At 48.9% G+C, this 25,430-nt stretch carries 23 protein-coding genes, 1 tRNA gene and 1 other RNA gene; 9 read left to right on the top strand and 16 right to left on the bottom strand.

The features are described from left to right. Positions 1-10: 10 nt before the first annotated feature. The 4 genes from ssrA to secG form a co-directional block, all read right to left on the bottom strand. Positions 11-366: a transfer-messenger RNA gene (gene ssrA / locus ACM6JA_RS19995) on the bottom strand. 163 nt (positions 367-529) lie between these two features. Beyond that, positions 530-1,003 carry an SsrA-binding protein SmpB gene (gene smpB / locus ACM6JA_RS19990; protein ID WP_173616944.1) on the bottom strand — a complete coding sequence of 158 codons (474 nt, stop codon included), beginning with the start codon at positions 1,001-1,003 and terminating at the stop codon, positions 530-532. Between the two features lie 148 nt (positions 1,004-1,151). Next, positions 1,152-3,674, bottom strand: a complete 2,523-nt coding sequence (gene rnr, locus ACM6JA_RS19985; RefSeq protein ID WP_414853725.1) for a ribonuclease R — start codon at positions 3,672-3,674, stop codon at positions 1,152-1,154. A 142-nt stretch (positions 3,675-3,816) separates the two neighbouring features. Next, positions 3,817-4,059, bottom strand: a complete 243-nt coding sequence (gene secG / locus ACM6JA_RS19980; RefSeq protein WP_007728789.1) for a preprotein translocase subunit SecG — start codon at positions 4,057-4,059, stop codon at positions 3,817-3,819. A gap of 281 nt (positions 4,060-4,340) precedes the next feature. Here secG and ACM6JA_RS19975 point away from each other — a divergent pair, with 281 nt between their 5' ends. The 5 genes from ACM6JA_RS19975 (at position 4,341) to ACM6JA_RS19955 (ending at position 8,191) form a co-directional block, all read left to right on the top strand. Further along, the gene (locus ACM6JA_RS19975) at positions 4,341-4,736 is read left to right on the top strand and encodes a YqzM family protein (protein WP_007728788.1); all 396 of its coding nucleotides are present in this window, start codon (positions 4,341-4,343) and stop codon (positions 4,734-4,736) included. Between the two features lie 82 nt (positions 4,737-4,818). Further along, positions 4,819-5,571 carry an ATP-binding cassette domain-containing protein gene (locus tag ACM6JA_RS19970; protein ID WP_414853724.1) on the top strand — a complete coding sequence of 251 codons (753 nt, stop codon included), beginning with the start codon at positions 4,819-4,821 and terminating at the stop codon, positions 5,569-5,571. Beyond that, positions 5,568-6,332 carry an ABC transporter permease gene (locus ACM6JA_RS19965; protein WP_414853723.1) on the top strand — a complete coding sequence of 255 codons (765 nt, stop codon included), beginning with the start codon at positions 5,568-5,570 and terminating at the stop codon, positions 6,330-6,332. The genes ACM6JA_RS19970 and ACM6JA_RS19965 overlap by 4 nt, the downstream gene beginning before the upstream one ends. 106 nt (positions 6,333-6,438) lie before the next feature. Then, positions 6,439-6,963 (top strand): RNA polymerase sigma factor, encoded by a 525-nt coding sequence (locus ACM6JA_RS19960; protein ID WP_007728785.1) that lies wholly within the window; start codon positions 6,439-6,441, stop codon positions 6,961-6,963. Beyond that, positions 6,953-8,191, top strand: a complete 1,239-nt coding sequence (locus tag ACM6JA_RS19955) for a YjgB family protein (protein ID WP_414853722.1) — start codon at positions 6,953-6,955, stop codon at positions 8,189-8,191. The genes ACM6JA_RS19960 and ACM6JA_RS19955 overlap by 11 nt, the downstream gene beginning before the upstream one ends. Before the next feature lie 41 nt (positions 8,192-8,232). Here the strand turns inward: ACM6JA_RS19955 and ACM6JA_RS19950 are convergent, their stop codons facing one another. Continuing rightward, positions 8,233-9,243, bottom strand: a complete 1,011-nt coding sequence (locus ACM6JA_RS19950; RefSeq protein ID WP_414853721.1) for an ABC transporter substrate-binding protein — start codon at positions 9,241-9,243, stop codon at positions 8,233-8,235. A gap of 183 nt (positions 9,244-9,426) precedes the next feature. Here ACM6JA_RS19950 and ACM6JA_RS19945 point away from each other — a divergent pair, with 183 nt between their 5' ends. The 3 genes from ACM6JA_RS19945 to ACM6JA_RS19935 are packed head-to-tail and all read left to right on the top strand — an operon-like array spanning position 9,427 to position 12,318. After that, entirely contained in the window at positions 9,427-10,434 is a 1,008-nt protein-coding gene (locus ACM6JA_RS19945; RefSeq protein ID WP_414853720.1) for a FecCD family ABC transporter permease, read from the top strand. Then, positions 10,434-11,471, top strand: coding sequence for a FecCD family ABC transporter permease (locus ACM6JA_RS19940; RefSeq protein ID WP_414853719.1), 1,038 nt, complete (start codon positions 10,434-10,436; stop codon positions 11,469-11,471). The genes ACM6JA_RS19945 and ACM6JA_RS19940 overlap by 1 nt, the downstream gene beginning before the upstream one ends. A 19-nt stretch (positions 11,472-11,490) precedes the next feature. Then, entirely contained in the window at positions 11,491-12,318 is an 828-nt protein-coding gene (locus ACM6JA_RS19935) for an ABC transporter ATP-binding protein (RefSeq protein ID WP_414853718.1), read from the top strand. A 173-nt stretch (positions 12,319-12,491) separates the two neighbouring features. Here ACM6JA_RS19935 and eno read toward each other — a convergent pair whose 3' ends face one another. The 9 genes from eno to rpoN all read right to left on the bottom strand — a co-directional run bounded on the left by eno (position 12,492) and on the right by rpoN (position 22,735). Further along, on the bottom strand, positions 12,492-13,778 hold the full coding sequence (gene eno, locus ACM6JA_RS19930; protein ID WP_007729436.1) for a phosphopyruvate hydratase: 1,287 nt from the start codon (positions 13,776-13,778) through the stop codon (positions 12,492-12,494). 87 nt (positions 13,779-13,865) lie between these two features. Continuing rightward, a complete protein-coding gene (gpmI, locus tag ACM6JA_RS19925) occupies positions 13,866-15,407 on the bottom strand; it encodes a 2,3-bisphosphoglycerate-independent phosphoglycerate mutase (protein WP_414853717.1) in 1,542 nt (513 codons plus the stop codon). Positions 15,408-15,419: 12 nt separating this feature from the next. Further along, on the bottom strand, positions 15,420-16,178 hold the full coding sequence (gene tpiA / locus ACM6JA_RS19920) for a triose-phosphate isomerase (protein ID WP_414853716.1): 759 nt from the start codon (positions 16,176-16,178) through the stop codon (positions 15,420-15,422). Positions 16,179-16,199: 21 nt separating this feature from the next. After that, on the bottom strand, positions 16,200-17,384 hold the full coding sequence (locus ACM6JA_RS19915; RefSeq protein WP_414853715.1) for a phosphoglycerate kinase: 1,185 nt from the start codon (positions 17,382-17,384) through the stop codon (positions 16,200-16,202). A 99-nt stretch (positions 17,385-17,483) separates the two neighbouring features. Next, positions 17,484-18,488, bottom strand: a complete 1,005-nt coding sequence (gap, locus tag ACM6JA_RS19910) for a type I glyceraldehyde-3-phosphate dehydrogenase (RefSeq protein ID WP_414853714.1) — start codon at positions 18,486-18,488, stop codon at positions 17,484-17,486. Between the two features lie 19 nt (positions 18,489-18,507). Then, complete coding sequence (locus ACM6JA_RS19905; RefSeq protein WP_414853713.1) at positions 18,508-19,872, bottom strand: Na+/H+ antiporter NhaC family protein; 1,365 nt, start codon at positions 19,870-19,872, stop codon at positions 18,508-18,510. Between the two features lie 18 nt (positions 19,873-19,890). After that, positions 19,891-20,916 carry a sugar-binding transcriptional regulator gene (locus ACM6JA_RS19900; protein WP_414853712.1) on the bottom strand — a complete coding sequence of 342 codons (1,026 nt, stop codon included), beginning with the start codon at positions 20,914-20,916 and terminating at the stop codon, positions 19,891-19,893. A 167-nt stretch (positions 20,917-21,083) separates the two neighbouring features. Further along, entirely contained in the window at positions 21,084-21,362 is a 279-nt protein-coding gene (locus ACM6JA_RS19895) for a glutaredoxin family protein (protein ID WP_173616959.1), read from the bottom strand. Then, the gene (gene rpoN / locus ACM6JA_RS19890) at positions 21,362-22,735 is read right to left on the bottom strand and encodes an RNA polymerase factor sigma-54 (protein WP_414853711.1); all 1,374 of its coding nucleotides are present in this window, start codon (positions 22,733-22,735) and stop codon (positions 21,362-21,364) included. Before rpoN ends, ACM6JA_RS19895 begins: the two co-directional genes overlap by 1 nt. A gap of 242 nt (positions 22,736-22,977) precedes the next feature. Between rpoN and ACM6JA_RS19885 the strand changes: the two genes are divergently transcribed. Further along, positions 22,978-23,052, top strand: a tRNA-Arg gene (locus ACM6JA_RS19885). Positions 23,053-23,204: 152 nt separating this feature from the next. Here the strand turns inward: ACM6JA_RS19885 and ACM6JA_RS19880 are convergent. Both ACM6JA_RS19880 and ACM6JA_RS19875 read right to left on the bottom strand, forming a co-directional pair. Continuing rightward, on the bottom strand, positions 23,205-24,245 hold the full coding sequence (locus tag ACM6JA_RS19880; RefSeq protein ID WP_414853710.1) for a FecCD family ABC transporter permease: 1,041 nt from the start codon (positions 24,243-24,245) through the stop codon (positions 23,205-23,207). Next, a complete protein-coding gene (locus ACM6JA_RS19875) occupies positions 24,238-25,254 on the bottom strand; it encodes a FecCD family ABC transporter permease (RefSeq protein WP_414853709.1) in 1,017 nt (338 codons plus the stop codon). Before ACM6JA_RS19875 ends, ACM6JA_RS19880 begins: the two co-directional genes overlap by 8 nt. Positions 25,255-25,430 lie beyond the last annotated feature (176 nt).

Raw genomic sequence — 25,430 nt, 5'->3', positions numbered from 1 at the left:
GTTATGTATTTGGTGGAGGCGGGGGGATTCGAACCCCCGTCCGAAAACAGCGATACATGAGCATCTCCGAGCGCAGTCACTCATTTAAATTTCGGTACCGGATTCGCGGAGTGACGCGCTGACCCGTTACCTAGCCTGATTGATCTTCTTCCTTCGGCTCCAGGCGGAAGCCTCCGGCGTATCCCACTAAAGTTGAGCGCTAGTCATGCCACATGGGCGATGGAATGGTAGCGCCTCACTGGTTATTAAGCAGCGAGAGAAAGTTGTTTGTTGCCAGTTAATGGCGTTCCGCGTTGTTGACGAGGTCCGCAGCCCCCCGGCTCGCTTCTCATGCTCTACCATCCCCGTCGAATCCAGAACGCCCCCAGGTAGGTGAGAAAAAGTCTAGGTGAAGAGCCATTAAATCCGCACCTAGACTATATTGTAACAGTGTATTGGCTTGTTGTGCTTGTTGTTGCTTATTAAATATAGCACAGGCGACAACCAAAACTCAACGTTGATTGCTACCAAGCCTGCCAGTGCAACCCAATCAAACCTTCTGGCGTTCACGCAGAGCACGCTCGATATCACGCGCAGACTCTTTTTTCTTGAGGTCTTCACGCTTGTCGTAGTTCTTTTTCCCTTTGACAAGTGCGAGCTCGACCTTGGCCCAGCCGCCCTTCAAATAAATGCTGAGCGGGACCAGCGAGTACCCTCTTTCACGAATCAGACCATTGAGCTTGAGGATTTCCAAGCGGCGCATCAGCAGCTTGCGAGTGCGCTCTGGCTCATGGTTAAAACGATTTCCCTGCTCGTACGGACTGATGTGCACATTGTACAGAAGCAATTCGCCATCCTGCACACGGGCGAAGCTGTCCTTGAGCTGGACACGCGCCGCACGCACGGACTTGATCTCCGTACCGGTCAGCTCAATGCCTGCCTCGTATACTTGCTCGATGTGGTAATCGTGGCGCGCTTTTCGGTTTTGGGCGATTGTCTTGGTTCCGGCCTTATCTTTTGACATGGAGATCACCTCACTTGTACGTACTGCGTTTCGTACCAGTTAGTCTAGCAAATTTTGCCCATTGTGGCAAGTCATTTACCGGGTAAATAGCCATCCCCGAAAAGGGAACCGGATCGTTCCGAGTACTTTTCGGGGATTAAACAACTGTTTAACGGCGTTTCCGTTTCACCTGACTGGCTACATTTTTGCGATTCTTTTTCTTGGACTTGACGAGATCTTCCCAGAATCCCTTCTGGCGTTTCGTTGGGGTATCCCCTTCTCCTGTACCGATTGGCAGCACTTCTTCACCGCTCGATGCTTTGCCCGCTCCAGCGCGACGAGGAGGTTTGTTCCCCTCTGCTTTGCGGCGATCCTTGTATTTCTGACGGATTTCCGCCGGATGCTTTTTATCCTTTTGACGATCTGGTCTGCCTGGACGCTCTGGGCGCTCCGGACGGCCTGTACGTGAACGATCTTGTTGCTTGCCACGTGTCGGCTTACGATCCCCACCGCGACCATCTATTACGCGAGGCGTACGCTCACGGCTACCACGGAAGCCAGCCTTCGGCATCCCGACGATTTCGAAGTCGATGGTGCGTTCATCCACGTTGACATTCGCTACACGTACCTCGACGACATCCCCGATCCGATACTGCTTGCCTGTACGCTCACCGACCAGCGCAAACATTTTCTCATGGTAATGATAGTAGTCGTCGGTCAAAAAGCTGACGTGCACCAAGCCTTCAATCGTGTTAGGGAGCTCGACGAAAATCCCAAACGAAGTGACGCTGGAGATGACCCCTTCGAATTCTTCTCCCACTCGCTCCAGCATGAACTCCGCTTTTTTCAGATCGTCTGTTTCACGCTCAGCATCGACAGCCAACCGTTCACGCTGTGACGCATGCTCTGCGATTACTGGCATTTGCTCTGCCCAATACCCCAGACGTTTTTCTGATATTTGATTTCCTAGCTCGATCCATTCACGAATACGACGATGTACGATCAGGTCGGGATAACGGCGAATCGGCGAAGTAAAATGGGTATAAAACTCCGTAGACAAGCCGTAATGCCCCAAGCTTTCCGCGTCGTAACGCGCTTGCTTCATCGAGCGCAGCATAACCTTACTGATGATGATTTCTTCCGGTGTTCCTTTTACCTCTTCCAACAGCTGCTGCAGCGCACGTGGATGAACAGAATTGCCCTTCCCGCGGATCGAGTAGCCAAAATTCGTGATGAACTCCATGAAGGCCATGAGCTTTTCAGCGTTCGGGTCTTCGTGAATCCGGTACATGAACGGCTGCTTCATCCAGTGGAAGTGCTCTGCCACTGTTTCGTTGGCTGCGAGCATGAACTCTTCGATGATCTGCTCCGCAATCGATCTCGTACGGAAGCCGATTTCCGTAGGGGTTCCCTCTTCATCGACGTAAATTTTCGCTTCGCGGAAGTCAAAGTCAATGGCACCACGCTGCATCCGTTTCTTACGTAACGTCAGGGCCAGGTTTTTCATTTCCTCGAACATCGGGACGAGCTGGCTGTACTTCTCGATCAGCGCTTCGTCCTTTTCGTCCAAAATACTTCGTACATCCGCATACGTCATGCGCTCATCTGTACGAATCACGCTCAAAAATATATCGTACTTAACGGTGTTCCCGCCTGCATCCATCTCCATATCACAAGAAATCGTCAATCGATCCACCTGCGGATTGAGACTGCATATTCCGTTGGACAAGCGATGTGGCAACATCGGAATGACGCGGTCAACCAAGTAGACACTGGTACCGCGACGATACGCTTCATTATCCAGCTGGGACTTATCGCGAACGTAATAGCTCACGTCAGCGATATGCACGCCGAGTCTTACGTTTCCATTTGGCAGCTTTTCAAGAGACACAGCATCATCCAAGTCTTTGGCATCTGCTCCATCAATGGTGACCATCATCCGATCACGCAAGTCACGACGACCCTTGATCTCTTCCTCGGATATCTCATCTGGTGCTGCCTCAGCCTCAGCTAATACGTCCTCAGGAAAAGCCTCAGGCAAGTTAAACTTGCGGATGATCGACAGAATATCGACGCCCGGATCGTTCTTATGTCCGAGAATCTCGACGACTTCACCCTCTGGATTCACACGCCCCTCTGGATAGCGAACGATGCTCACGACTACCTTGTGACCATCTACTGCTCCGTTGAAGGAGTCTTTCGGGATGAAAATATCTTTGCCGATTCGCTTTTCGTCGGGGATGACAAACGCGTAATGCCTCTCATCCTTGAATGTCCCTACGACCTGCTTGATTCCACGCTCGACAATGCGAATGATCTGCCCTTCCAGACGATTGCCGCCTGCTTCTTTTTCCACGCGGACAAAAACCGTATCGCCATGGAGCGCTCCATTCATATCATTCGCATGTACGTATACGTCATCCGTGTCAGGTGTCTCCGGGATCACAAATCCGAAGCCCTTCGGGTGACTTTGCAGGCGTCCACGTACCAGATTCATTTTCTCAGGCACGCCATACCGATTCGCTCTGGTGCGGATCACCTCTCCGCTCGCTTCCAGTGCATTCAGCGTTTTCACAAGCTCCTTAAACGTGGCAGATTCCTTAATTCCAAACGCTTCTTCCAGTTCCCTCACCGTCATCGGGTGGTATGCTTGCTCTCGCATAAACGCGAGTATTTTTTCTTGGTCTTCCATTTACAAACCTCCTTTTTCGCGTGGCATTCCCGCGTTTCTCCATGACCATCCTATTATGTAGTATTCACCGTTCCCGCATATCGCAATCGGAATAGAGAAAAAGACAGCAAGTTGCACTCGCTGTCTTTCGGCCATTCGTCTATTACGCTCCTGATTTCAAGAAATACCCGAGCAAAATCGCAAAAATCATGAAGCCAACCGCAAATACAACGGTCAGTTTCCCTAAAAGTGCGTCAATCCCGCGGGCTTTTTGTTTGCCCATCAGTTGCTCTGCGCCGCCACCAATCGCTCCGGAAAGGCCGGCACTTTTTCCCGATTGCAGCAACACGACGATAATTAAGCCAATACTTGCGATCACAAGTAAAATTTTCGCAGCCAATGCCATTTTCATTCACCTCAAAACGTATTTCCAAGGCGGAAAAAACCAATACAACAACTTTATCACACTTGTCTGGTAACAGCAACCCGCTATCCCTTCCATTATAAGAGAAATTCTTTCAAATAATATTGACCGTTATAAGGTAGAATAAGAGCAATGTGTTTTTACGAAAAAATGGCAAATTGTGTACTTTCTTTGTCTTGTTTGGTAGTCGCCTTGATATTGTCAAACTTTTGCCGTAAAATTACCATGAAACTTTATAATTTGCTTTGGGAGGTCTTTGTCAGATGGCTGGGTCCAACAAAAAAGACATGAATCAAAACGATGTAATTGATTCCGCGAAGGCCTTTTTCACTTCGTTTGGTATCTTGTTTCTAGTTTTTCTCATTGCACTTGTAGGATCAATTATTTTTCCACCAAAACATGGGGAAGAGGCAAATGGTGGCGGCGCACCAACTGCACAAATTGACGCTGCTGCTGTATTTAAACAAAATTGCGCTTCCTGTCACGGTCAAAATCTCGAAGGCATTGCAGGTCCAAACCTGACGAAAATTGGAGCGACGCTCAGCGCTGACGACATTGCTAAAATCATCAAAGACGGTAAGGGCGGCATGCCTCCTGGAATGCTGAAGAAACAACCAGAAATTCAAGCGGTTTCACAGTGGCTGTCGGAGAAAAAATAAGTACATAGATAGCCTGTAAGAAAGAAACACCGAAGACTCGTCCTCTTCGGTGTTTTCCGCGTTAATGGGGAGGCTTTTACATATGACCATCAAGATTGAAGCTTTAGGGAAACAAATTCACTCTCCCACGAGTACATGGTTGTTCCGTGACGTAAATGCTAGTATTAATGAACCTACGATTATTGGAATTCTGGGCAAATCAGGTCAGGGAAAAAGCACCTTGCTTCGTATTTTGGGTCGTCTTCTACAACCTGACGCCGGTACGGTTTTCTTGGAGAATAAAGAAATGTCACTGTGGGACGCGAGAGCTTGGCGAATGAAAATCAGTTATGTGGCACAGCAAGCGGTTATGCTGCCCGGCAACGTGGAAGACAACCTACGGACAGTGAGCAGCCTGCATCAGCGTCCTTTTGATAAGAAGCTCGCTTCTGACTTGATGGAGCAGTTATATATGGAAGAGATCGATTGGTCAAAACCAGCCGCTCAACTGTCTGGCGGAGAAAAGCAACGGCTCGCTCTCGTTCGCAGCCTAATGCTTCAGCCACCTGTCCTGCTGCTGGATGAGGTCACGGCTTCACTCGATACGAAAAGCAAGAAGGCTGCTGAGCGGCTCCTCGTCGATTTGCACCGCCAAACGGGTACGACCTTAATTTGGGTCACACATGATTTAGAAGAAGCGCGAATTGCTTGCAAGCGCATTTGGTTTATGGCCAACCACCAACTCGCAGAAGACGCTGAATGTGAAGCGTTTTTCCACTCTCCCCAATCCGTTGAAGCTCGTGAATTTTTGCAAGATGGAAATGTCCATGCTGCCCTAAGTGAGGTACAGCGATGACGCATACGTTTACGTTTTCATACATGTGGCTACTCTTTGCCTATGCCTTTGTTTTCATTGCCCTTCTGCTCTCCGTTTGGCAGAAGCTCGGTTTGGAAAAAGATATTTTGATTGGTACCATCCGCTCTACCGTTCAATTGCTCGCGATCGGCTACGTCCTACATTTTGTCTTTGCTGCCGATAGTGTCTGGTTTATTTTATTGATCATTCTCATGATGATCTTGGTCGCTTCGTGGAACGCTGCCAGCAGAGCGAAGCATTTATCGGGGATCTTTTGGCGGATCTCCCTTTCACTTGCGATAACAGAGATCATCACCATGGGACTGTTGGTTATACTCGGGCTTATCTCTCCTACGCCGCAGTATCTCATTCCGATGAGCGGCATGATTATTGGCAGCTCTATGATCGTCACGAGCCTTTTTCTCACGCATATGAACAGAGAAGTAGAAGCCTCTCGTGGGGAAATCGAAACACTGCTTTGTCTGGGAGCCACTACACGCCAAGCCGTGCATGTAGTGTTGAAGCGCGCGGTCAAAGCGAGCATGATTCCTACCTTTGACACGATGAAAACAATCGGACTCGTCCAATTGCCAGGGATGATGACCGGAATGATCGTCGCGGGTGCCAGTCCCATCGAGGCCGTACGCTATCAAATCCTCATTATGCTCAGCTTCAGCTCCTCTGCGGCCATTTCGGCGGTCCTGATCAGCATGCTCAGTTATCAGCTCTGGTTTACGCGTGACTCCATGCTCCACGCTTAAATACACACACTGTCGGATACAGCTTCCGGCAGTTTTTTTGTTTTTGTAATGAAATGCACCCTGAGTCGTCAAATTACAAGTAGAACGTACAAAAGGTGGTTCAGCTATGGACAAAAACGGTTTAATGGAGCAATGGTTCCTCCGCTATGGCGATGATATTTACAAATTTCTTATTTACTACACAGGAACCCGTGATGTAGAAGACCTCGTTCAGGATGTCTTTTTAAAAGCGCTTCGGTCTCTGGATGCATTCGAAGGCAGATCGCAACCGAAAACATGGCTATTGACGATCGCGAGGAACACCGCCATCGATCATAAACGAAAGCAACGTCTTCGTAATTGGCTGCCAGATAAATGGCTGGCGAACGTAGAGGCGGAAGAGAAAACACCGGAAGAAATTCTGCATGTACATGAGGAGCAGCAAGCACTTTACCATGCAATCCGTGAAGTAAAACCCGCTTTTCGCGAGGTGCTCATTTTGCGTGGAGTCAAGGGACTGTCCTCCAAGGAGACGGCTGAAATACTTGGGTGGTCCGAAAACAAAGTGAACGTGACACTGCACCGCGCCATGAAAGCCGTCAGGGAAATACTTGAGCGTGAGAAAAAGGAGATGATTGGCGATGCGATCTAATTCAGACCATGACTTACTAGCTAAATTGAAAGGGATGCCGGATATGAAAATGAGTGGAGAAAAAAATCACGAGATCGTTTCTGCTATTCGCCAAACAAATGTGAGTAAATCTGGAGGGACTGCTTCTTTTCGTGGTTTCTCTGCACTTGGCAAGGGATTGGCCCTCTGCTCCGTACTTGCTGTGACCGTCTGGCTCGGAGCCTCACTCCTTACGAATCAACAACAGAGCACATTACCAGAGACCGTTGCGCCTATTGCTCCTGGCTCTCCTACCGCTTCTCCGGGACCTGATCCAAACAACAGCGTAACAACTCAGCCTATTCCGCAGTCAGAGGAGCTTTTGGCACAAATTCGCTCAAATGCTAAAGAAGGCAGAGTCATCTCCCTTCCTTTCGTTCTGGAAAAAACGGTAGATGACGTAGAAAAGGGCTGGGGAAAACCTGAGAAAACCTACACAGCAAATGGACTGATCTACTCCGCCTACCCGAAAAAAGAAGTCGTGTTTGGCTACAACAAAGGCATGCAGCTCGTAGACATGCGTAGGACAGATTCTCGTTTGCAGCAAATTAGCCTGTCTGCCGTCGAAAAGAGCTGGGGAAAGCCGGGGCGTATCAGCGAGTTTGGCGATCATACGATTTATACCTATGATGTGACGAGCAAATATCAGGTCAAGCTGATCTTCCAAGGAACAAAAAGCACGAGCAAGGAAGACCTGATTCTTGTTGAGTACCATCTGTATTACCCGCAAGGAAATAAAAATCTCATGCTTTATGGGGACAATGCCGAGTTGTTGCAAAGCGTGCGTGATCTCGCCGGGAAAGGCCAAATCTTTGGCAGTCAGTATCGTTTGGAAAAGGATGTATTCGATGACGCAGAAAAACAACTGGGTAAACCGGATGTCGTCTCCTTCATCAATGGCATCACGTACAATACGTACCGGGATCTCAATCTAGTCTTTGCCTTTAACAAAGGAATGCAGATCGTTGATATTCGCTCCTATGACCCACGCCTGCAAGCAATCACACTTGCCGAGGTGCGTGAAACACTTGGGGAGCCAACAAACAAAGCCACAACGGGCGGCCAAACCATCTACACCTACAAGGTAACCCCTGATTACGAATTGAAATTCATTTTCTCAGGCATCATGACCGATGATCCAAACACTATCTACATCGATCACGTAAACATTTACTACCCACGAGGAACATTTAACAACATGGCAGGATAACTATACAAAAAAGACGGGAGCATTAGTCCCGTCTTTTCTCATTATTTACCGATGATGTAGCCTTCCAGCTCATCCAGTACTTTATTGGCTGCGATTACGCCACCGGAAGTATTCCAGATGGTGTCATCTACTTTGAATGCTTTGCCCGCTTTCACGACGTTCAGGTTTTTCCAAAGGGAATCGTTCGTCCACTCTTGCTCCAGCTTGGAAGCCTCGCCTTTGCCTGTTTCGTACGTGAAGTAGAACATGATGTCGCCGTCCATTTCTGGAATGCGCTCTTTGGTTACTTCTGCTGCGAATTCTTCTTTGTCTTGGGCAGCTGGACGTGCCAGGCCAAGGTCTTTGAAAATCGCGCCAGTGAAGGTGTTTTTGTAGTAGATGCGAACTTTACCAGGCATGAAGCGTACAACGGAAACTTTTGTGTTCAGCTTGTCGCCCGCTTTTGCTTTAAACTCTTCTACGCGCTTGTTCCAATCAGCGAGGACTTTTTCTCCCTCAGCCTTTTTGTTTACTGCTTCTGCGAACAAGGAGAAGTTTTCTTTCCAGTCACCGCGTGGCTCATCCACAAATACGGTTGGAGCGATTGCAGTCAATTGTTGATAAATTTTTTCATGACGGAATTTCATACCCAGAATCAGGTCAGGTTTCAGTGCTGCGATTGCTTCCAGGTTAGGTTGTCCTTCTGTACCAACGGATTTTGTACCCTCAAGGAAGGACTTGGTGAAATCGTAGAATTGAGTAGGATCAATGGTCGAACCTACAGCCCCTACTGGCTTTACACCGAGAGCCATCAGAGTTTCAGTACCTTGGTTGGTCAACATGACGATGCGTTCTGGTGTACCTTTGATGGTCGTTTCGCCCATCGCGTGTTTCACTGTGTAACTTTGTCCGGAACCCTCCGAATTGCCTGTTGCTTGATCAGCAGGCTTTTGTTCTGCCGGCTTTTGTTCACTTGCTTGCGGAGTACCGCAACCTGTAACAACCAGCAAGAGCGCCATTAAGACAGCAAAGAAAGCTTTACCGCCTGCGGTCCGATATGTACGAGAAAACATGATGAAAGGACCCCTTTCCCTTTTCTATAATGAGAATTCATATCAATGACGTAGTCTATCCTACTCCCCTGCTTGTCAAAAGTCAATCATAAAATGATAATGACTATCAACGTCATTGACACTTCCTTTATGTAGCTCTACACTTAACTATGAAACCATCTAAGAAATAAGGATGTAGCCATCATGAATTCTTTTTTAGCTAGCAACTTTCGTAAAATTCTGGGAGTGGTATTCGCCCTCCTCATCCTTACTTACCTCAGTTATGCCAGCCTCATCTTTGGCGTCATTGACACGAGTTGGCAAACTGCGATTGATGCCTACACGAATTTCAACGGCTCCAATGAACACATCGTCATTAAAGAAGTGCGAGTACCGCGTGTGCTCAATGCGCTTACAGTCGGTTTCTGCCTCGGCTTGGCCGGAACTCTGCTCCAATCCTTGACGAGAAACCCTGTTGCAGACGTTGAATTGTTCGGTCTTAATGCAGGTGCTTCTCTTTTTGTTGTGTTCGCCGTTACATTTGTCGGGATCAGCTCCTTGACCCAGTTTACGTGGATTTCCTTTTTAGGAGCCGCTGTAGCAGGTATGATCGTCTACTTGCTCGGTTCATTCGGCAGAGATGGGCTTTCGCCTGTGAAGCTGGTTCTAGCGGGTGCAGCTATCACCGCTTTGGCTTCCTCGATCCGACACGGCATGATGGTCCTTAATGAAAAGGCTACTGATGAGGTACTTTTCTGGCTGGCGGGTTCCGTTGGAGGCAGAAAGCTAGAGTATTTAGCCACTGTCTTTCCTTATATGATCATTGCCTGGATCGCTGCTTTTGTCCTCGCACGCCCGATTCAAACGTTACTGATGGGTGATGACGTAGCAAAAGGTCTCGGACAACGCACATTATTGGTCAAATTCAGTGTTGGAATTGTCATTGTTCTCTTATCTGGTTGCGCGGTTGCTGTTGCGGGACCCATTGGTTTTGTCGGATTGGTCACTCCGCATCTGGCCCGCTATCTCGTCGGAATCGACACTCGCTGGGTGCTTTTATACAGCGGTCTGCTTGGTTCCATTCTGTTGCTGTTAGCAGACATCGGCGCTCGCTATATCGCAATGCCTGCTGAAGTTCCTATTGGAGTAATGACAGCCCTGATCGGGATTCCATTCTTCATCTATGTCGCACGCAAGGGGCTGGATAAATAATGAAAGACTACCTGTCTCTTCGCATCGGCAAGCGCTTTTCATCGTTTCAGCTACATAAAAAGACGATCTGGTTTTCGCTACTCGCCTTGCTGATCGTCATCGCAGTGGCGGTTGTCAGTCTCGGAATGGGTGAAATGAAAATCGCCCCGCTCGATGTGGTAAAAGTTCTGTTGGGAATAGGTTCAGAAGAGAATGCTTTGATTGTGGAGCAATTTCGCCTGCCGCGCATCGTCATTGCTATTCTGGTAGGTGCTGCACTCGCCGTCGCCGGTGCCATCATGCAGGGCCTCGTCCGCAATCCGTTGGCTTCCCCGGATATTCTTGGGGTATCGGGTGGAGCATCTGTTTTTGCAGTCGGCTTCTTGATCTTATTTGAAACAGCTAGTATCAAGTGGCTTCCTCCCATCGCTTTTTTGGGAGCAACATTGACGACATTCCTGCTGTACGCTCTCTCTTGGAAAAAAGGCGTCACGCCGCTTCGTCTCGTCATGATCGGTGTTGGAATCAAAATCGCAGCGGGTGCCATTGTCACCATGCTGATCATGTTCAGTCCGTTTTTGCTGCAAAATAAAGCATTGCTCTGGCTGACAGGAAGCATCTACGGCGTTGCCTGGAACGACGTATTCATGATTTTGCCGTGGGTCGTCGGACTGATTCTCGTAGCTGGCTTACTTGCTAGACGCGTGAACATTCAACAGCTCGGCGATGATCTGGCGACAAGTCTCGGCAGTTCCTTGCAATTGGATCGCTTCCTCCTGCTCATGATTTGCGCGGCTTTGACGGGAACAGCCGTCTCTGTTGGAGGAGATATCAGCTTTGTGGCTTTGCTGGCCCCACACATTGCCAAGCAACTGATTGGTCCGTCCTTTGGCGGTGCCATGACACTCTCGGCTTTCTTGGGTGCCATTATCGTATTGCTTGCGGATTTGATTGCACGTATGGCTTTTTCACCAATCGAAGTGCCTGTAGGAGTATTCACCTCTGCCATCGGCGCTCCGTTTTTCATCTACTTGCTGTACAAAAACCGAAATCGCTAGTGAAAGGAGTCCAGACCATATGCAAGCTTTGGAAACCCAACGGCTTACGTTATCGTACGGAGAACGCAACATCATTGAAGCATTAGATTTAAACATCCCGCGTGGAAAAATCACAGTTTTCATTGGCAGTAATGGCAGTGGCAAATCGACATTGCTGCGCTCTCTGGCACGTTTACTCAAACCAAAGGAAGGCGCTATCCTGCTTGAAGGAGAATCGATCGCGAAACGCTCTACCAAAGAGGTAGCTAAACGTCTTGCTATCCTTCCTCAAGGCCCATCTGCACCAGAAGGATTGACGATTCTGCAATTGGTCAAACAAGGACGCTATCCTTATCAAAACTGGCTACAGCAATGGTCAGAAGAAGACGAGCAGATGGTCAACAAAGCATTGGCAGCGACACAACTCACGGGTATGGCTAACCGTGCCGTCGACAGTCTCTCTGGTGGACAACGTCAGCGCGCCTGGATTGCGATGACGCTCGCACAAGGTACCGAAACGATTTTGCTGGATGAGCCTACGACTTATTTGGATATGTCGCATCAGATTGAGATTTTGGACCTATTGTTTGAACTGAACCAAACGGAAATGCGCACCATCGTCATGGTTCTCCACGATCTGAATCTCGCTTGCCGCTATGCCCACCATATCGTTGCCGTTCACAATCAGACTGTAGTGGCAGAGGGCGCTCCGAACGAAGTGCTGACGACCGACCTTGTCCGTACGGTATTCGATATGGATTGCCAAATTACGCAAGACCCGCTGTACGGAACTCCTATGTGCATCCCGTACAGTAAAAGTCGCCTGGGCACTGTGCAGACCGAACGAAAAGCATTCGCCATGTCGTAAGCGCCAAACAACAAAAAGACTGTCCATCGAGTCGTATGGGCAGTCTTTTTTCGTATGCAAAAACTTGAACGCGCAACGAATCGAGGCTTCCGGTGGAAAAAAACAGCGGCAGTCCCGGACTTTTTTGCGTCCTGGACTGCCGCGCGCTCTTTTTATCTATCAATCATACAAGCTTACTTCTTCAGGTTGTAGAATGCAGAACGACCGCCAAAACGAGCTGTATCAGCGAGTTCGTCTTCAATACGCAGCAATTGGTTGTACTTCGCTACGCGGTCAGTGCGGGAAGGCGCACCAGTCTTGATTTGACCTGCATTTGTAGCGACTGCGATATCCGAAATCGTAGAGTCTTCAGTTTCACCGGAACGGTGGGAAATCACCGCAGTATAACCAGCCAGCTTCGCCATTTCGATTGCTTCGAAGGTTTCTGTCAGCGTACCGATTTGGTTTACTTTTACCAGAATGGAGTTACCTGTAGAGGTCTCGATTCCACGAGCCAGACGCTCGGTGTTCGTTACGAACAAATCGTCACCTACCAGCTGAACTTTGCTGCCCAATTTGTCAGTTAGTGCTTTCCAGCCATCCCAGTCGTCTTCAGACAGACCGTCTTCGATGGAGATGATTGGGTATTTGTTTACCAGATCTTCGTAGAACGCGATCATTTCTTCTGTTGTTTTCACAACGCCTTCGCCTTCGAAGTGGTATTTACCGTCTTTGAACATTTCTGTAGCTGCTACGTCCAGCGCGAGGAACACGTCTTTGCCTGGCTCATAGCCTGCTGCTTTGATCGCATCCAAAATAGTTGTGATCGCTTCTTCGTTGGATTTCAGGTTTGGAGCGAATCCGCCCTCATCCCCTACTGCTGTGCTCAGGCCTTTTTCACCCAATACTTTTTTCAGGGAGTGGAAAATTTCCGCACCTGTACGCAGTGCTTCCTTGAAGGATGTCGCACCTACTGGCATGACCATGAATTCCTGAATGTCTACGGTGTTGTCTGCGTGCTTACCACCGTTCAGGATGTTCATCATAGGAACTGGCAACATTCTCGCGTTGAAGCCGCCGAGGTAGTTGTAGAGAGGAACGCCGAGAGAATCTGCAGCTGCACGTGCTACTGCCATGGACACGCCGAGAATCGCGTTTGCGCCCAGCTTGGCTTTGTTTGGCGTGCCGTCGAGCTGAATCATCGCCATATCGATGCCAACTTGATCAAGGGCATCCATGCCGATCAGTTCAGGAGCAATGATTTCATTCACGTTTTCTACGGCTTTCAGAACGCCTTTACCCAAGTAACGGGATTTGTCACCGTCGCGAAGCTCAACTGCTTCATACGCACCTGTAGACGCTCCAGATGGAACATCTGCGCGACCCATCGAGCCATCTTCGAGATATACTTCTACTTCCACAGTTGGATTACCGCGGGAGTCCATAATTTCGCGTGCATAAATGTCAGTAATCATTGCCATTTCTCGTCCATCTCCTTTTTTCATGTGCACTTACAATCTATTTTTCGATAAACGCCAAGCTACCCTTACAGTGTGTCCCAGTAAAGCCTATTTTGCAAGTAACGATTTGCCTGTCATTTCAACCGGTTGCGCTACCCCCAAAAGCTCCAAAAGCGTTGGCGACAAGTCGGCCAAAATACCGTCTTCGCGCAGAGCAGCCCCGTCTTTGGTCACGATTACAGGCACCGGATACGTGCTATGTGAAGTAATCGGACGTCCCGCTTCATCCAGCATCAGATCCGCGTTACCGTGGTCAGCCGTGATGACGGCTACGCCACCTTTTGCAACGATTGCATCGACCACTCGACCCAAGCATGCATCGACTGTCTCGACTGCTTTGATCGTTGGCTCCATCATACCGGAATGACCAACCATGTCGCAGTTGGCAAAGTTCAGGATGATCGCATCAAAATTATCCGCCTCGATCTCAGCCACAACAGCGTCTGTCAGCTCTGGTGCACTCATCTCCGGCTGCAGGTCGTACGTTGCCACTTTTGGCGAAGGAATCAGGATACGCATCTCACCTGGAAACTCCTTTTCACGCCCGCCGCTGAAGAAGAACGTCACGTGCGGATATTTCTCCGTCTCAGCAATGCGCAGCTGCTTCAAGCCGTGCTGGGAAAGCACCTCACCCAACGTGTTATCCAGATTGGAAGGCTTGTAAGCGACATACCCGTCAACCGTCTCGGAAAAATGCGTCAGGCACACAAAATGTAGATCGCGTGGGCGCTCATCGCCGCGGTCAAAGCCACGGAAATCTTCATTCGTAAAGGCTTGCGACATTTGAATCGCACGATCTGGACGGAAATTATAAAAAATAATCGAATCGCCGCTTTGAACGGTCGTCACTGGTTTTCCTGCTTCATCGAGAATCACGGTTGGCATAACGAACTCATCCATAATGGACTTTTCGTAGGATTCCTTTACCGCTTGAACCGGATCACGATAAGCTGGAGCATCTGCGTACACCATGGCACGATACGCCTTCTCTACACGCTCCCAGCGTTTGTCACGATCCATCGCATAGTAGCGGCCTTGTACGGTAGCAATGTGGCCAACGCCGATCTCTGCGATTTTGGCTTGCAGCTGTTCGATATAACCCACTGCACTGTCAGGCGATACATCGCGACCATCGAGGAAACCGTGGATGAACACATCCGCAAAATCCTGCTTTTTCGCCAGCTCGAGCATCGCAAACAAGTGGTTAATGTGACTGTGTACACCACCATCGGACAAAAGCCCGAACAGATGGAGCTGCTTGCCATTTTGCTTCGCGTGCTGGAAAGCAGCGATCAGTGTTTCGTTTTCAAAAAAAGCGCCTTCTTGAATCGACTTGGTAATGCGCGTCAGATCCTGATAAACAACACGCCCTGCCCCGATATTGAGATGGCCTACCTCGGAGTTGCCCATCTGTCCTTCTGGCAGTCCAACAGCCAGCCCACTTGCCTCCAGGGTCGCGTGAGGGTATTGATTCCAGTAACGGTCAAAATTCGGCTTGTTGGCTTGTGCTACTGCGTTTCCATGCGTCTCGTTACGCAGAGCAAAACCATCCACAATCAAAAGGGCAACCGGTTTTGGTCTTTGTGCCATTGCTTTCTCCTCCTATCGCGACGTTGCTCCTGCCACAAGCTGCAAGTAACTGTCCGCTACGAGACTCGCTCCACCGACCAATGCTCCGTCGATATCCGGCTGTGCCATGTAGCTTGCGATGTTTTCCGGCTTTACGCTTCCGCCGTATTGAATGCGCACTTTCTCGGCTGTCGCTTGTCCGAAGCGTTCACCGATTACGCTGCGAATAATAGCAATCGTTTCATTTGCATCTTCTGCCGTGGAGGACTTGCCTGTGCCAATCGCCCAAATCGGCTCGTATGCAATAACGGTATCCGCCACTTGTGCAGCATCCACTCCAGCAAAGGCACCTTCTGTCTGCGTACGGACTACGTCAGCTGTCTCGCCCGCTTCCCGTTGCTCCAGACTCTCGCCTACACACACAATCGGAACGAGACCTGCTGCTAAAGCGGCTACAACCTTTTTGTTCACGGTCTCATCTGTCTCATTGAAATATTGACGGCGCTCGGAGTGACCAAGGATCACGTACTCCACACCGATTTCTTTGAGCATGGACGCGCTGATTTCCCCTGTATAAGCACCTTGCTCTTCAAAATGCATGTTTTGCGCGCCGATGGCAATATCCGTGCCCGCCAGCTCTTCCTTAAGTGCTGCCAACGCTGTAAAAGGTGCGCAAATGACTTTTTGTACCCCGGAAGTATTGTTGCCTGCCTTGGCTTCCTGCGCAAACGCTCTTGCCTCGGCCATCGTTTTGAACATCTTCCAGTTCCCCGCGATAATTGGTGTTCGCATGCAAACTCCCCCTCTTCGCTCTTATTTGTTATCTGCCAACACAGCTACGCCTGGCAGTTCCTTGCCTTCCATGAATTCCAGGGACGCTCCGCCGCCTGTAGAAATGTGTGTCATCTGCTCGGCTACGCCTGCTTTCTCCACTGCTGCTACGGAATCACCGCCACCGATGATGGTCGTTCCGCTGCATGCTGCCATCGCCTTGGCTACGCCAATCGTGCCGCCTGCAAAAGCATCCATTTCAAATACGCCCATCGGACCGTTCCACACCACTGTTTTGGATTCTACGATGACGCTATGATACTGCTCCACTGTTTTTGGCCCGATATCGAGTGCCATCCAGCCGTCTGGGATCGCATCAATTGCCACGACCTGCTTTTCTGCATCTGCCGCAAAACGGTCAGCTACGACAACATCAACTGGCATCAGTAATTGAACGCCGCGCTCTTTTGCCTGATCCATCAACGTACGTGCGAGATCGAGCTTGTCGTCTTCACACAGAGAAGCCCCAATGCCATAACCCTGTGCTTTGAGGAATGTATTCGCCATACCGCCACCAATAATCAGATGATCGACTTTGGTCAACAAATTTTCAATGACAGCAATCTTATCTTTTACTTTTGCACCGCCGACAATCGCTGTAAACGGACGCTCTGGATTGGACAAGGCTCCGCCCATGAAGCGAATCTCCTTTTCCATCAACAAGCCCGCAACTGCTGGTATGTACTCAGCGATTCCCGCTGTAGAAGCATGTGCCCGGTGAGCTGTCCCGAATGCATCATTGACAAACAGATCAGCCAAGGCCGCAAAGTTTTTTGCCAGTTCTGGATCGTTCTTTTCTTCTCCCGCATGGAAGCGCACGTTTTCCAAAAGGATGACGTCGCCAGACTCCATCCGTTCTACTGTCGCTTCTACGTCAGCACCATGGCAATCCTCCAGCTTACGCACGTCCTTACCCAAGAGCGAGGACAGATGAGCTGCGACAGGAGTAAGACGCATCTCTTCCACTACTTGGCCTTTAGGACGCCCAAAATGGCTCGCCAGGATTACTTTGGCCCCTGCCTCCATCATGAAACGGATGGTTGGTACAGCAGCACGAATGCGTGTATCGTCGGTGATTACCCCGTCCTGCATCGGCACGTTAAAGTCGACACGGCAGAATACGCGCTTGCCTGCCAGCTCAACATCGCGGATAGATTTCTTGTTCATGAACGATCCTCCCAAATCATTGGCTTTTTATTCGGAAAAAAGATATGGGAAAAGGGAGATTGCTCTCCCTTTTTTTCCACAACAGTTCTATTTTACGTGTTAGAAGCCGCGCTGTGCAACATAATGACACAAGTCTACGACACGATTGGAGTAACCCCACTCGTTATCGTACCAGGAAACGACTTTCACCATGTTTCCTTCCAGTACCATTGTAGACAAAGCATCGATTGTGGAGGATGCAGGGTTTCCATTGTAATCAGACGATACGAGCGGCTCTTCGGAGTAGCCGAGAATGCCTTGGAGTGGGCCTTCTGCCGCTTCCTTCAGAGCGTTGTTGATTTCTTCAACAGTTGCGTCTATCTTCAACTCAACTACCAAGTCCACAACGGATACGTTTGGAGTTGGTACGCGCATTGCGAAACCATTCAGCTTGCCTTTCAACTCAGGCAGTACGAGTGCTACCGCTTTTGCCGCTCCTGTAGAGGTTGGAATGATGTTCTCCGCAGCTGCACGGGCACGGCGCAAATCTTTGTGCGGCAGGTCGAGAATTTGTTGGTCATTGGTGTAAGAGTGAACGGTTGTCATTAATCCGCGCACGATACCGAATTTTTCATTGAGGACCTTCGCATATGGCGCCAAGCAGTTCGTTGTGCAGGACGCGTTGGAGATCACAGTGTGTTGTGCTGGATCGTACTTGTCTTCGTTTACACCGATTACGACTGTAATGTCTTCATTTGTTGCTGGAGCAGAGATGATGACTTTTTTCGCGCCACCTTCCAAGTGCTTCGCTGCATCTTCGCGCTTCGTGAAGCGTCCAGTCGATTCCACTACGATTTCAACACCGTAATCTGCCCACTTGAGTTGAGCTGGGTCGCGCTCTGCCAATACCTTGATTTCTTTGCCGTCAACGATAAGCGTGTTTTCGGAAGCTTCAACGCTCACGTTCAGAACACCATGAACAGAGTCATATTTCAAAAGGTGAGCCAGTGTGTGTGCATCTGTCAGGTCATTGACCGCCACGATTTCTACATTCGGATTGTTCAGTGCTGCACGAAATACGTTACGACCAATACGACCAAATCCGTTAATACCTACTTTTACCATAATGTATACCTCCTGCTCATTAGCTAGCTTTATTCTTCATCGCGAGAAACCTGCCCTCTGGCGAAAACCAGCGGGTCGATAATATCGTAACAATCGGTAATAAGATTGGAAAAAACACAAAGGGTAATGTCTGGATCGTCGAAACACCTAACGTGAGTGCCATCATCATCGATAGTCCGTTCCATGGGATCAGTACAGGCATGACAACTGCGGAGTCCAGCATCGTCTTGCCCAACAGCTCGCGCCCTCCCTCCCATTGGGAGAACCTCCCGAGAAGAGTCGAGCCAAGAACCAGAATCGGAATGGTTTGATTACAGCTGATGATGACCACTAACAACGACAATGCCGCTGCCTTCGCTACCAACACCGTATTATTTTTTGTATGACCCATCATTTTGTCTACGATGGGGGTTAATAAATTGGCTCTGTTCAAAATGCCGTTTAAAAAGCCTGCGAGAATGATTAACGCCAGAACACTGAAGATGGCGAACATCCCGCCCCCATGGACCAGTTGATCCAGCGGCGTTCCTGAATGAAGCTCAAATCCATATAGCATTGATGTAAAAAACGTCTTGACATCCAACTTCCCATTGATCCCGACTAGAATCGCACTGGCTCCGATACCGAAAAGCAATGCTTTCACTGCTTTTACTCTCAGTGCAAAAGAGGCAATTAACACGACGAGAGGCAGCATGAGCAGCCAATGTACAGAAAAATGACTGACTAACAGCTCTTGGTACATTTGAATGGTATCCGTCGAGTTCGCCTGAGGTCGAACCAGATCAAGGATCAGGAAAAGTAACGCGCAAATCGCTACCGTAAGCAAAGCAGGACGCCGTATTTTTCTTTCCTGCTCTTCTGTCATACCGACATTGGAAAGCACCAGTAATCGACTGCTGGATATCGGTGAGAAACGTTCCCCCACCATCGCTCCAGAGATGAGCGCACCTCCTACGATTGCAGGTGATATCCCTGCTGCGTGGGCAATGCCCATCAGGGACAGCCCAATCGTACTCAGCGTACCGATTGATGTACCCAATAAATAACTGACGCCTGCGGTCAACAGAAAAGAGAGAACGAACAAATACTCGACATTCACAATCGATAATCCGTAGTAAATGATGGCGGGAATAGTTCCTCCCATCATTAATAGCGGAATCAAGAGTCCTACTAAAAACAGAATCGTAAGGACGGGCTTTGCCTTTTGGACACCTTCCCAGCCAAACACGAACTGCTGCTTCCACGGATAACCCAATCTTTTTACACTAACAAGTGTGACCAAGATCGCAAAAACAATCCCCCATGCAATCGGAAAACCGAGCGATAGGCTCAAAATGATGCCAGCGATCATTGCCAAGATGGGTGTTACCGATGTGATAGACATGCGACCGACTTCCTTCCGTTACAATCGTGTGGACAACAGCGTGTAAGCTGCTCCTTCGTCCGTAATGAGTACATTCTGACACGATTGCTTAGCAAAGGAAAGAATCGCTTTTGCCTTGCTTTCGCCCCCCGCAATGGAGAGCACAGTTTCTGCCTTGTGCACTTCCTCTAGCTGTAAACCAATTGTCGGCATTCTGTGGACCGTTTCTCCCGCTTCATTAAAGTAGTAGCCGAATGCTTCTGATACAGCACCCGTCTCCACTAATTCTGCGAGTTCTTCCTCCGAATAATTCCGCCTTCTCGCCATCGTGACGGCATCCCCGATTCCATGCAAAACGATTCGAGTTTCACCCAAGAGCGACAGCACATCTTGTACTTGCGGCTCTTTGACCAATGTCTGCAAGGCTTCTGGATGAAGGCGATCCGGTACGTGAAGAAGCCGATAAGAAGCACCTGTTTTCGCTGCCATGGCGGAAGCGAGCGTATTTGCTTGCAGCTCTACGCGTTCTCCCAGTCCACCGCGAGCAGGGACAAACTGAACGTTTTTGAACGAAGCAGAAGGCATTAGATGACTTGCTACGCTGGCGATGGATGAACCACCTGTTACCGCTACAATGTCTCCTTCTTGCACGACCTGTTTGAGAACCCTTGCCCCTACCCGTCCAAGCTCTTCCTTTACCCAAGGCGATTGGTCTGCATTGCCCTGCACCACAATGACTTCTGATATGCCCAGCTTTTTTCGCAGGCGCTCCGCCAAGTCAGTAAGGCCGAATAGCTCTCCGACGAAAGGCTCCATGTCGTCCAAGACTTGTTGTCCTTCTTCACTCAGGCTCATTCCCGCAGCCGTTACATGAAGGAGCCCCGTCTCTTTTAGCAGTTCCACTTCTGCCCGCAAAATACGCTCAGTGGTATCCATGGCTTGAGCTAGACCTCTTCTGCCAATCGGCTGCAAATGATAGATGGATCGGAGCAACATGTACCGCTGACGCAAAACCTGAATCAAGTCAGGCAACAATTTTTGTTGCAGTTCCAGTAAACGTCGCATTTTGCCTTCTTCCTTGGTTACAAATTGTTGATCGGGACGTTTAATGTCCCTCTATATACATTTTATGTCCCGCTTGGTGCAAAAAAAAGATCACTTGCTACAACTTGAATGTATCATATTTAACAATATCTTGCAAGTTCCCACGAACCCATACAAAAAAGTGCCACTCATGACCGAGCGGCACGTCTATGTAATTCGTTTCGCAGCTCCTCGAGCGTCACCACATGTGTAATGGAACGAAATACGATTTCTCCATCAATCTCGACTACTGGAATGACAAACATCATTTCTTCATGCAAGACCGGATCACTTTCAATATCAACCATACGCATACGAAGGGGGAACTCCTCCGCCAGACTGCGGATGTAGAGCTCCACCTCGTCGCACAAATGACATTTATTTCGTCCGTACAAGACCATCTCAAACGTTTTTTCATTCATTCCCATTAAAACCTCTTTCGTTTGGCCGACGACGGGATCAGCATTTCTTCCCGGTACTTGGCAACCGTGCGGCGGGAAATTTCAATCCCCTCTGTAAGCAGCATCTCACTCAGCTTTTGATCAGATAACGGAGACTTCCGATCTTCTTGCTCGATCAGTGCTTTGATTCTGCGCTTAACACTCTCAGAAGAAGTCGCTTCCCCACTAGAAGTAGAGAGTGCTGACGTAAAGAAATACTTCAGCTCAAAGATCCCGCGCGGTGTCTGGACGTATTTGTTGCTGGTTGCCCGACTGATCGTCGATTCATGTAAGCCGACCCGCTCTGCTATTTCCTTTTGTGTCATGGGCTTTAAATAATGAATCCCCCGATCAAAAAACTCCCGTTGCATATCGAGGATGGCCTGTGTTACACGCATGAGCGTCAGGCGGCGCTGCTCCAGACTTTTTGCCAGCCACATGGCGGAATTCAGCTTTTCGTGAATGAACTGCTTGGCTTCATCCTGACTTTTTTGCTGGCTGAGCATTTTTTCATAAAAGCTGCTGATTTTCAGCCTCGGTGCAGCAACATCATTAACCAATACCACATAATCATTCCCGACCTTCTCTACTGTCACATCTGGAATGACATATCTTGTCTCTACCGAGGAAAAGGCCGCACCTGGACGCGGATTCAGCGTACGGATCAGGTCTGCCATCGCCTGTACCTCTTGCGGTGTACATCCGATTTTGTCTGCAATCCGCTGATAGCGATTGTCCGCCAAATCTTGCAGGTGGTTGCGAACGACCTGAACGATCTTTTCGTCATCGAGTGCCAAATGTCCGAGCTGCAGCAAAAGACATTCTTCCAGGCTGCGTGAAGCTACACCAACCGGATCAAAATGCTGCAAAACGGACAACACGTCCTCAATCTCCAGCATTTCAGCACCCAGGCGCGCACTCGCTTCCTCCAGTGTAATTTCCAAATATCCCTTCTCATCCAGATTCCCGATCAAAAAGAGAGCGATCTGTTTTTGCAGCGACGAGAATCCTTTTACATAGCCGAGTTGACGCTCCAAATGTTCGTACAGCGTCTCCGCACCTTGCTGGACGTAATCCAGTGGATTGTAAGTGCTTTCATTTTTCGACGAACCGTACTCACCTGTCGCGCGATTGCCCACAATTTCTTTCCAGTCAATCTCAGGAGCTGGTTTCTCTGCTTTTGCAGAAGCGACTTCTCCAGCCACTTCAAGGTCGAAAACAGGATTTTCATTGGCCTGATCCTGCAAATAGGAGATGAGATCAATGGCTGAATACTGCAATATGGTAATCGCTTGGCGTAATTCCGGCGTCATCACTAATTTCAGTGTTTGTTCTTGAAATAACCCCAATCCCATGTTCATGAAGCTCGCCTCCTTCGCACTTGCTCATGCTGCTCGATGACTCTTTATTTTCATTATATTCGTTCTCTCATGCAATTTTCCTGCCAAATTGATGAAGCAGAACACAAAAAATAGCGAAAGCTCTTCATCAATGGGCTTTTTCACTCTCGCTTACCTTATGGCTAGTTTTTTCTGTTGAACTACTTTTTTTCGTTTGCATTGAGATTCTCGATGTTTTATAATAAAAGTTGTCGTCACAATATACGCCTGTAGCTCAGTGGATAGAGCAATGGTCTCCGGAACCATGTGCGGGGGTTCGATTCCCTTCAGGCGTACCATACTTTCAAACCAAAAGCGATCTCTTGAATTTCAAGAGGTCGCTTTTTTATGTTGAACCCCCATGGGAACAAAAATTGAATACGAAAAAACCCTGAAGCATTACTCTCCTTCAGGGTTCTCACTCAACTATCGATAAACACACTTCAATTCCCTACTGATAATTCCTCGTTTTATACAAAAGATACACAAAAAACGGCGCTCCAATCGCTGCGGTAAAAATCCCAGCTGGCAAATCATGCGGTAAAAACACCGTTCTCCCAATCAAATCAGCCAAGACGACTAGCATCCCGCCCAAAACGGCGGAAGCCGGTAGTAAGTAGCCATACGCAGAGCCAACTAGCCTACGAGCAATGTGTGGAGCCATCAAACCGATAAAACTGATTCCTCCTGCCACACCGACCGCAGCACCAGCCAGCGCCACACTGATCGCGATCAAGAGCAATCTTTTTTTATCAATCGCTACACCAATGCCTTTGGCGATATCATCACCGAGCTCCTGGGCATTCAAATAACGGATTTGGAAAATCGTAGCGCCGAGAAACAAAACGGTCCATGGAAGCAACGTCATGACATTTACCCAAGACATACCGTACACCGTTCCAGTCATCCACCCGAGAGCGTTTGAGGCTTTGTGGGTTTGGGTGATCACCAGGAAAAAGATCGTTAATGCCCCCATACCCGCTGAGATACATACACCGACAAGCGCGAGGCGAAAAGGTGATACTCCCTCCTTCCACGCAGTGAGATACGTAAGCGTAGCGGTTAACAATCCACCAACCAAGGCCACCAATGGCATCCATTGCACACTTACATCTTTTGCGAATGTGATAAATGCTACCGCCGCTGCCGTGGCTCCCGCTGTAGTCCCGATCAAATCAGGCGAAGCTAACGGATTTCGCACCAAAGACTGTAAGATGGCCCCCGATACCGCTAGGGAAGCCCCCACCATAACTGAAACGACAACACGAGGCAACCGCCAATCAAGCACGATTAATTCATTCTGTTCACTGCCCGCTCCCACAAAAGCTTTGATGACTTCCCATACAGGAATATGCAAGCTTCCTAAGCCAATACTCAATACAATCACAACAGATAACAGCAAAAATAGTATGAAATTAATTCCTAACGCCCGCTTATTAACATGAAACGAGAGCGCTGGCTTTTTGGTCCGAATGACTACATGTCTATGCATACGCCCTCCCCCTGACCAGCGGGATGATAAAAGCCACTCCGATCATGGCAGTTGCTACGCCTACTGGTACTTCCAAACGCATAGGCATCAAAACAAGGCGAGAAAGCAAATCAGCGCAAACCAGAAAAGCTCCGCCGAAGACAATCGAATAGGGAACCAACCAGCGATGATCAAGGCCGACTAAAAAACGACAAAGATGCGGTATGATGATGCCCACAAATGCAATCGGTCCGGCGAGCGCGACACTCCCACCTGCCAAGAGCACCACGATCAATATCGCTGTAGCTTTTACCAAGATAATCTTTTGGCCCAGGCCAATCGCTACATCATCACCGAGTACCATCAAGTTTAACGAGCCGGTCAGTAGCATAGCGCCTAACCAGCCTACTAGCAAATATGGAATGATCATAAAAAAATGATCGAGCTGTCTTCCCTCCACAGAACCAACTAACCAGTAAAAGGCCTCTGTCATCGTCTTTTCTTGTAGCAGCATAAATAGAGAAGTTACAGACGAAGCAAAAGCGGCAACCGCTGCACCCGAAAGTGTCAGCTTGATCGGAGTCATGCCTCCCCGCCCAGCGGAAGCCAACCCGTATACAAGGAGAGCAGTCACACCCGCCCCGATAAAGCCTGCCCACATCATTTGCGACATTGGGAATTGCGAGCCAAAAACAGCAATCGTCGTCACAATAGCTGCTGCAGCCCCAGCGTTCACACCGATAAGAGATGGTGAAGCCAAAGGGTTGCGAGTCAACGCCTGCAACAAAACACCTGCTACAGCGAGGCTGCTCCCCACCGCTACCGCTGTCAGTGTACGCGGCATTCGGGAAGTCGTAATAATCAAATGTTCCTCTGAACCGGAAAATTGGGTGTATGCCTCTACTGCAGTAGTGAGCGAATACCGATTGATTCCGAAAAGGATACTAGCTACCATCACGACTGCCAGGACGACGAGTCCTACTATGAGTACAGTAATCTTTTGCAGTCGGCTGGACAAAATCACATTCACGCCTGTTCCCTTCTTTCCGTTGCATTCTACCTATTCTGTCTATTCGCTACATATGTATGTAAGTTTCTCCCACTAATCAGTCTAAGCTTGCGGATAGGGCTAGTCAATGATATTGATTTTTATTATCGGTATTGGAAAATTTAGCACAAAAATATCTATAGTTTTCCTTTCATTCC

Source organism: Brevibacillus sp. IT-7CA2, from assembly GCF_949767855.1.
Taxonomy (GTDB): domain Bacteria; phylum Bacillota; class Bacilli; order Brevibacillales; family Brevibacillaceae; genus Brevibacillus.
The sequence above is the reverse complement of the archived record's forward strand: the minus strand, read 5'-3'. Positions and strand labels throughout refer to the sequence as shown.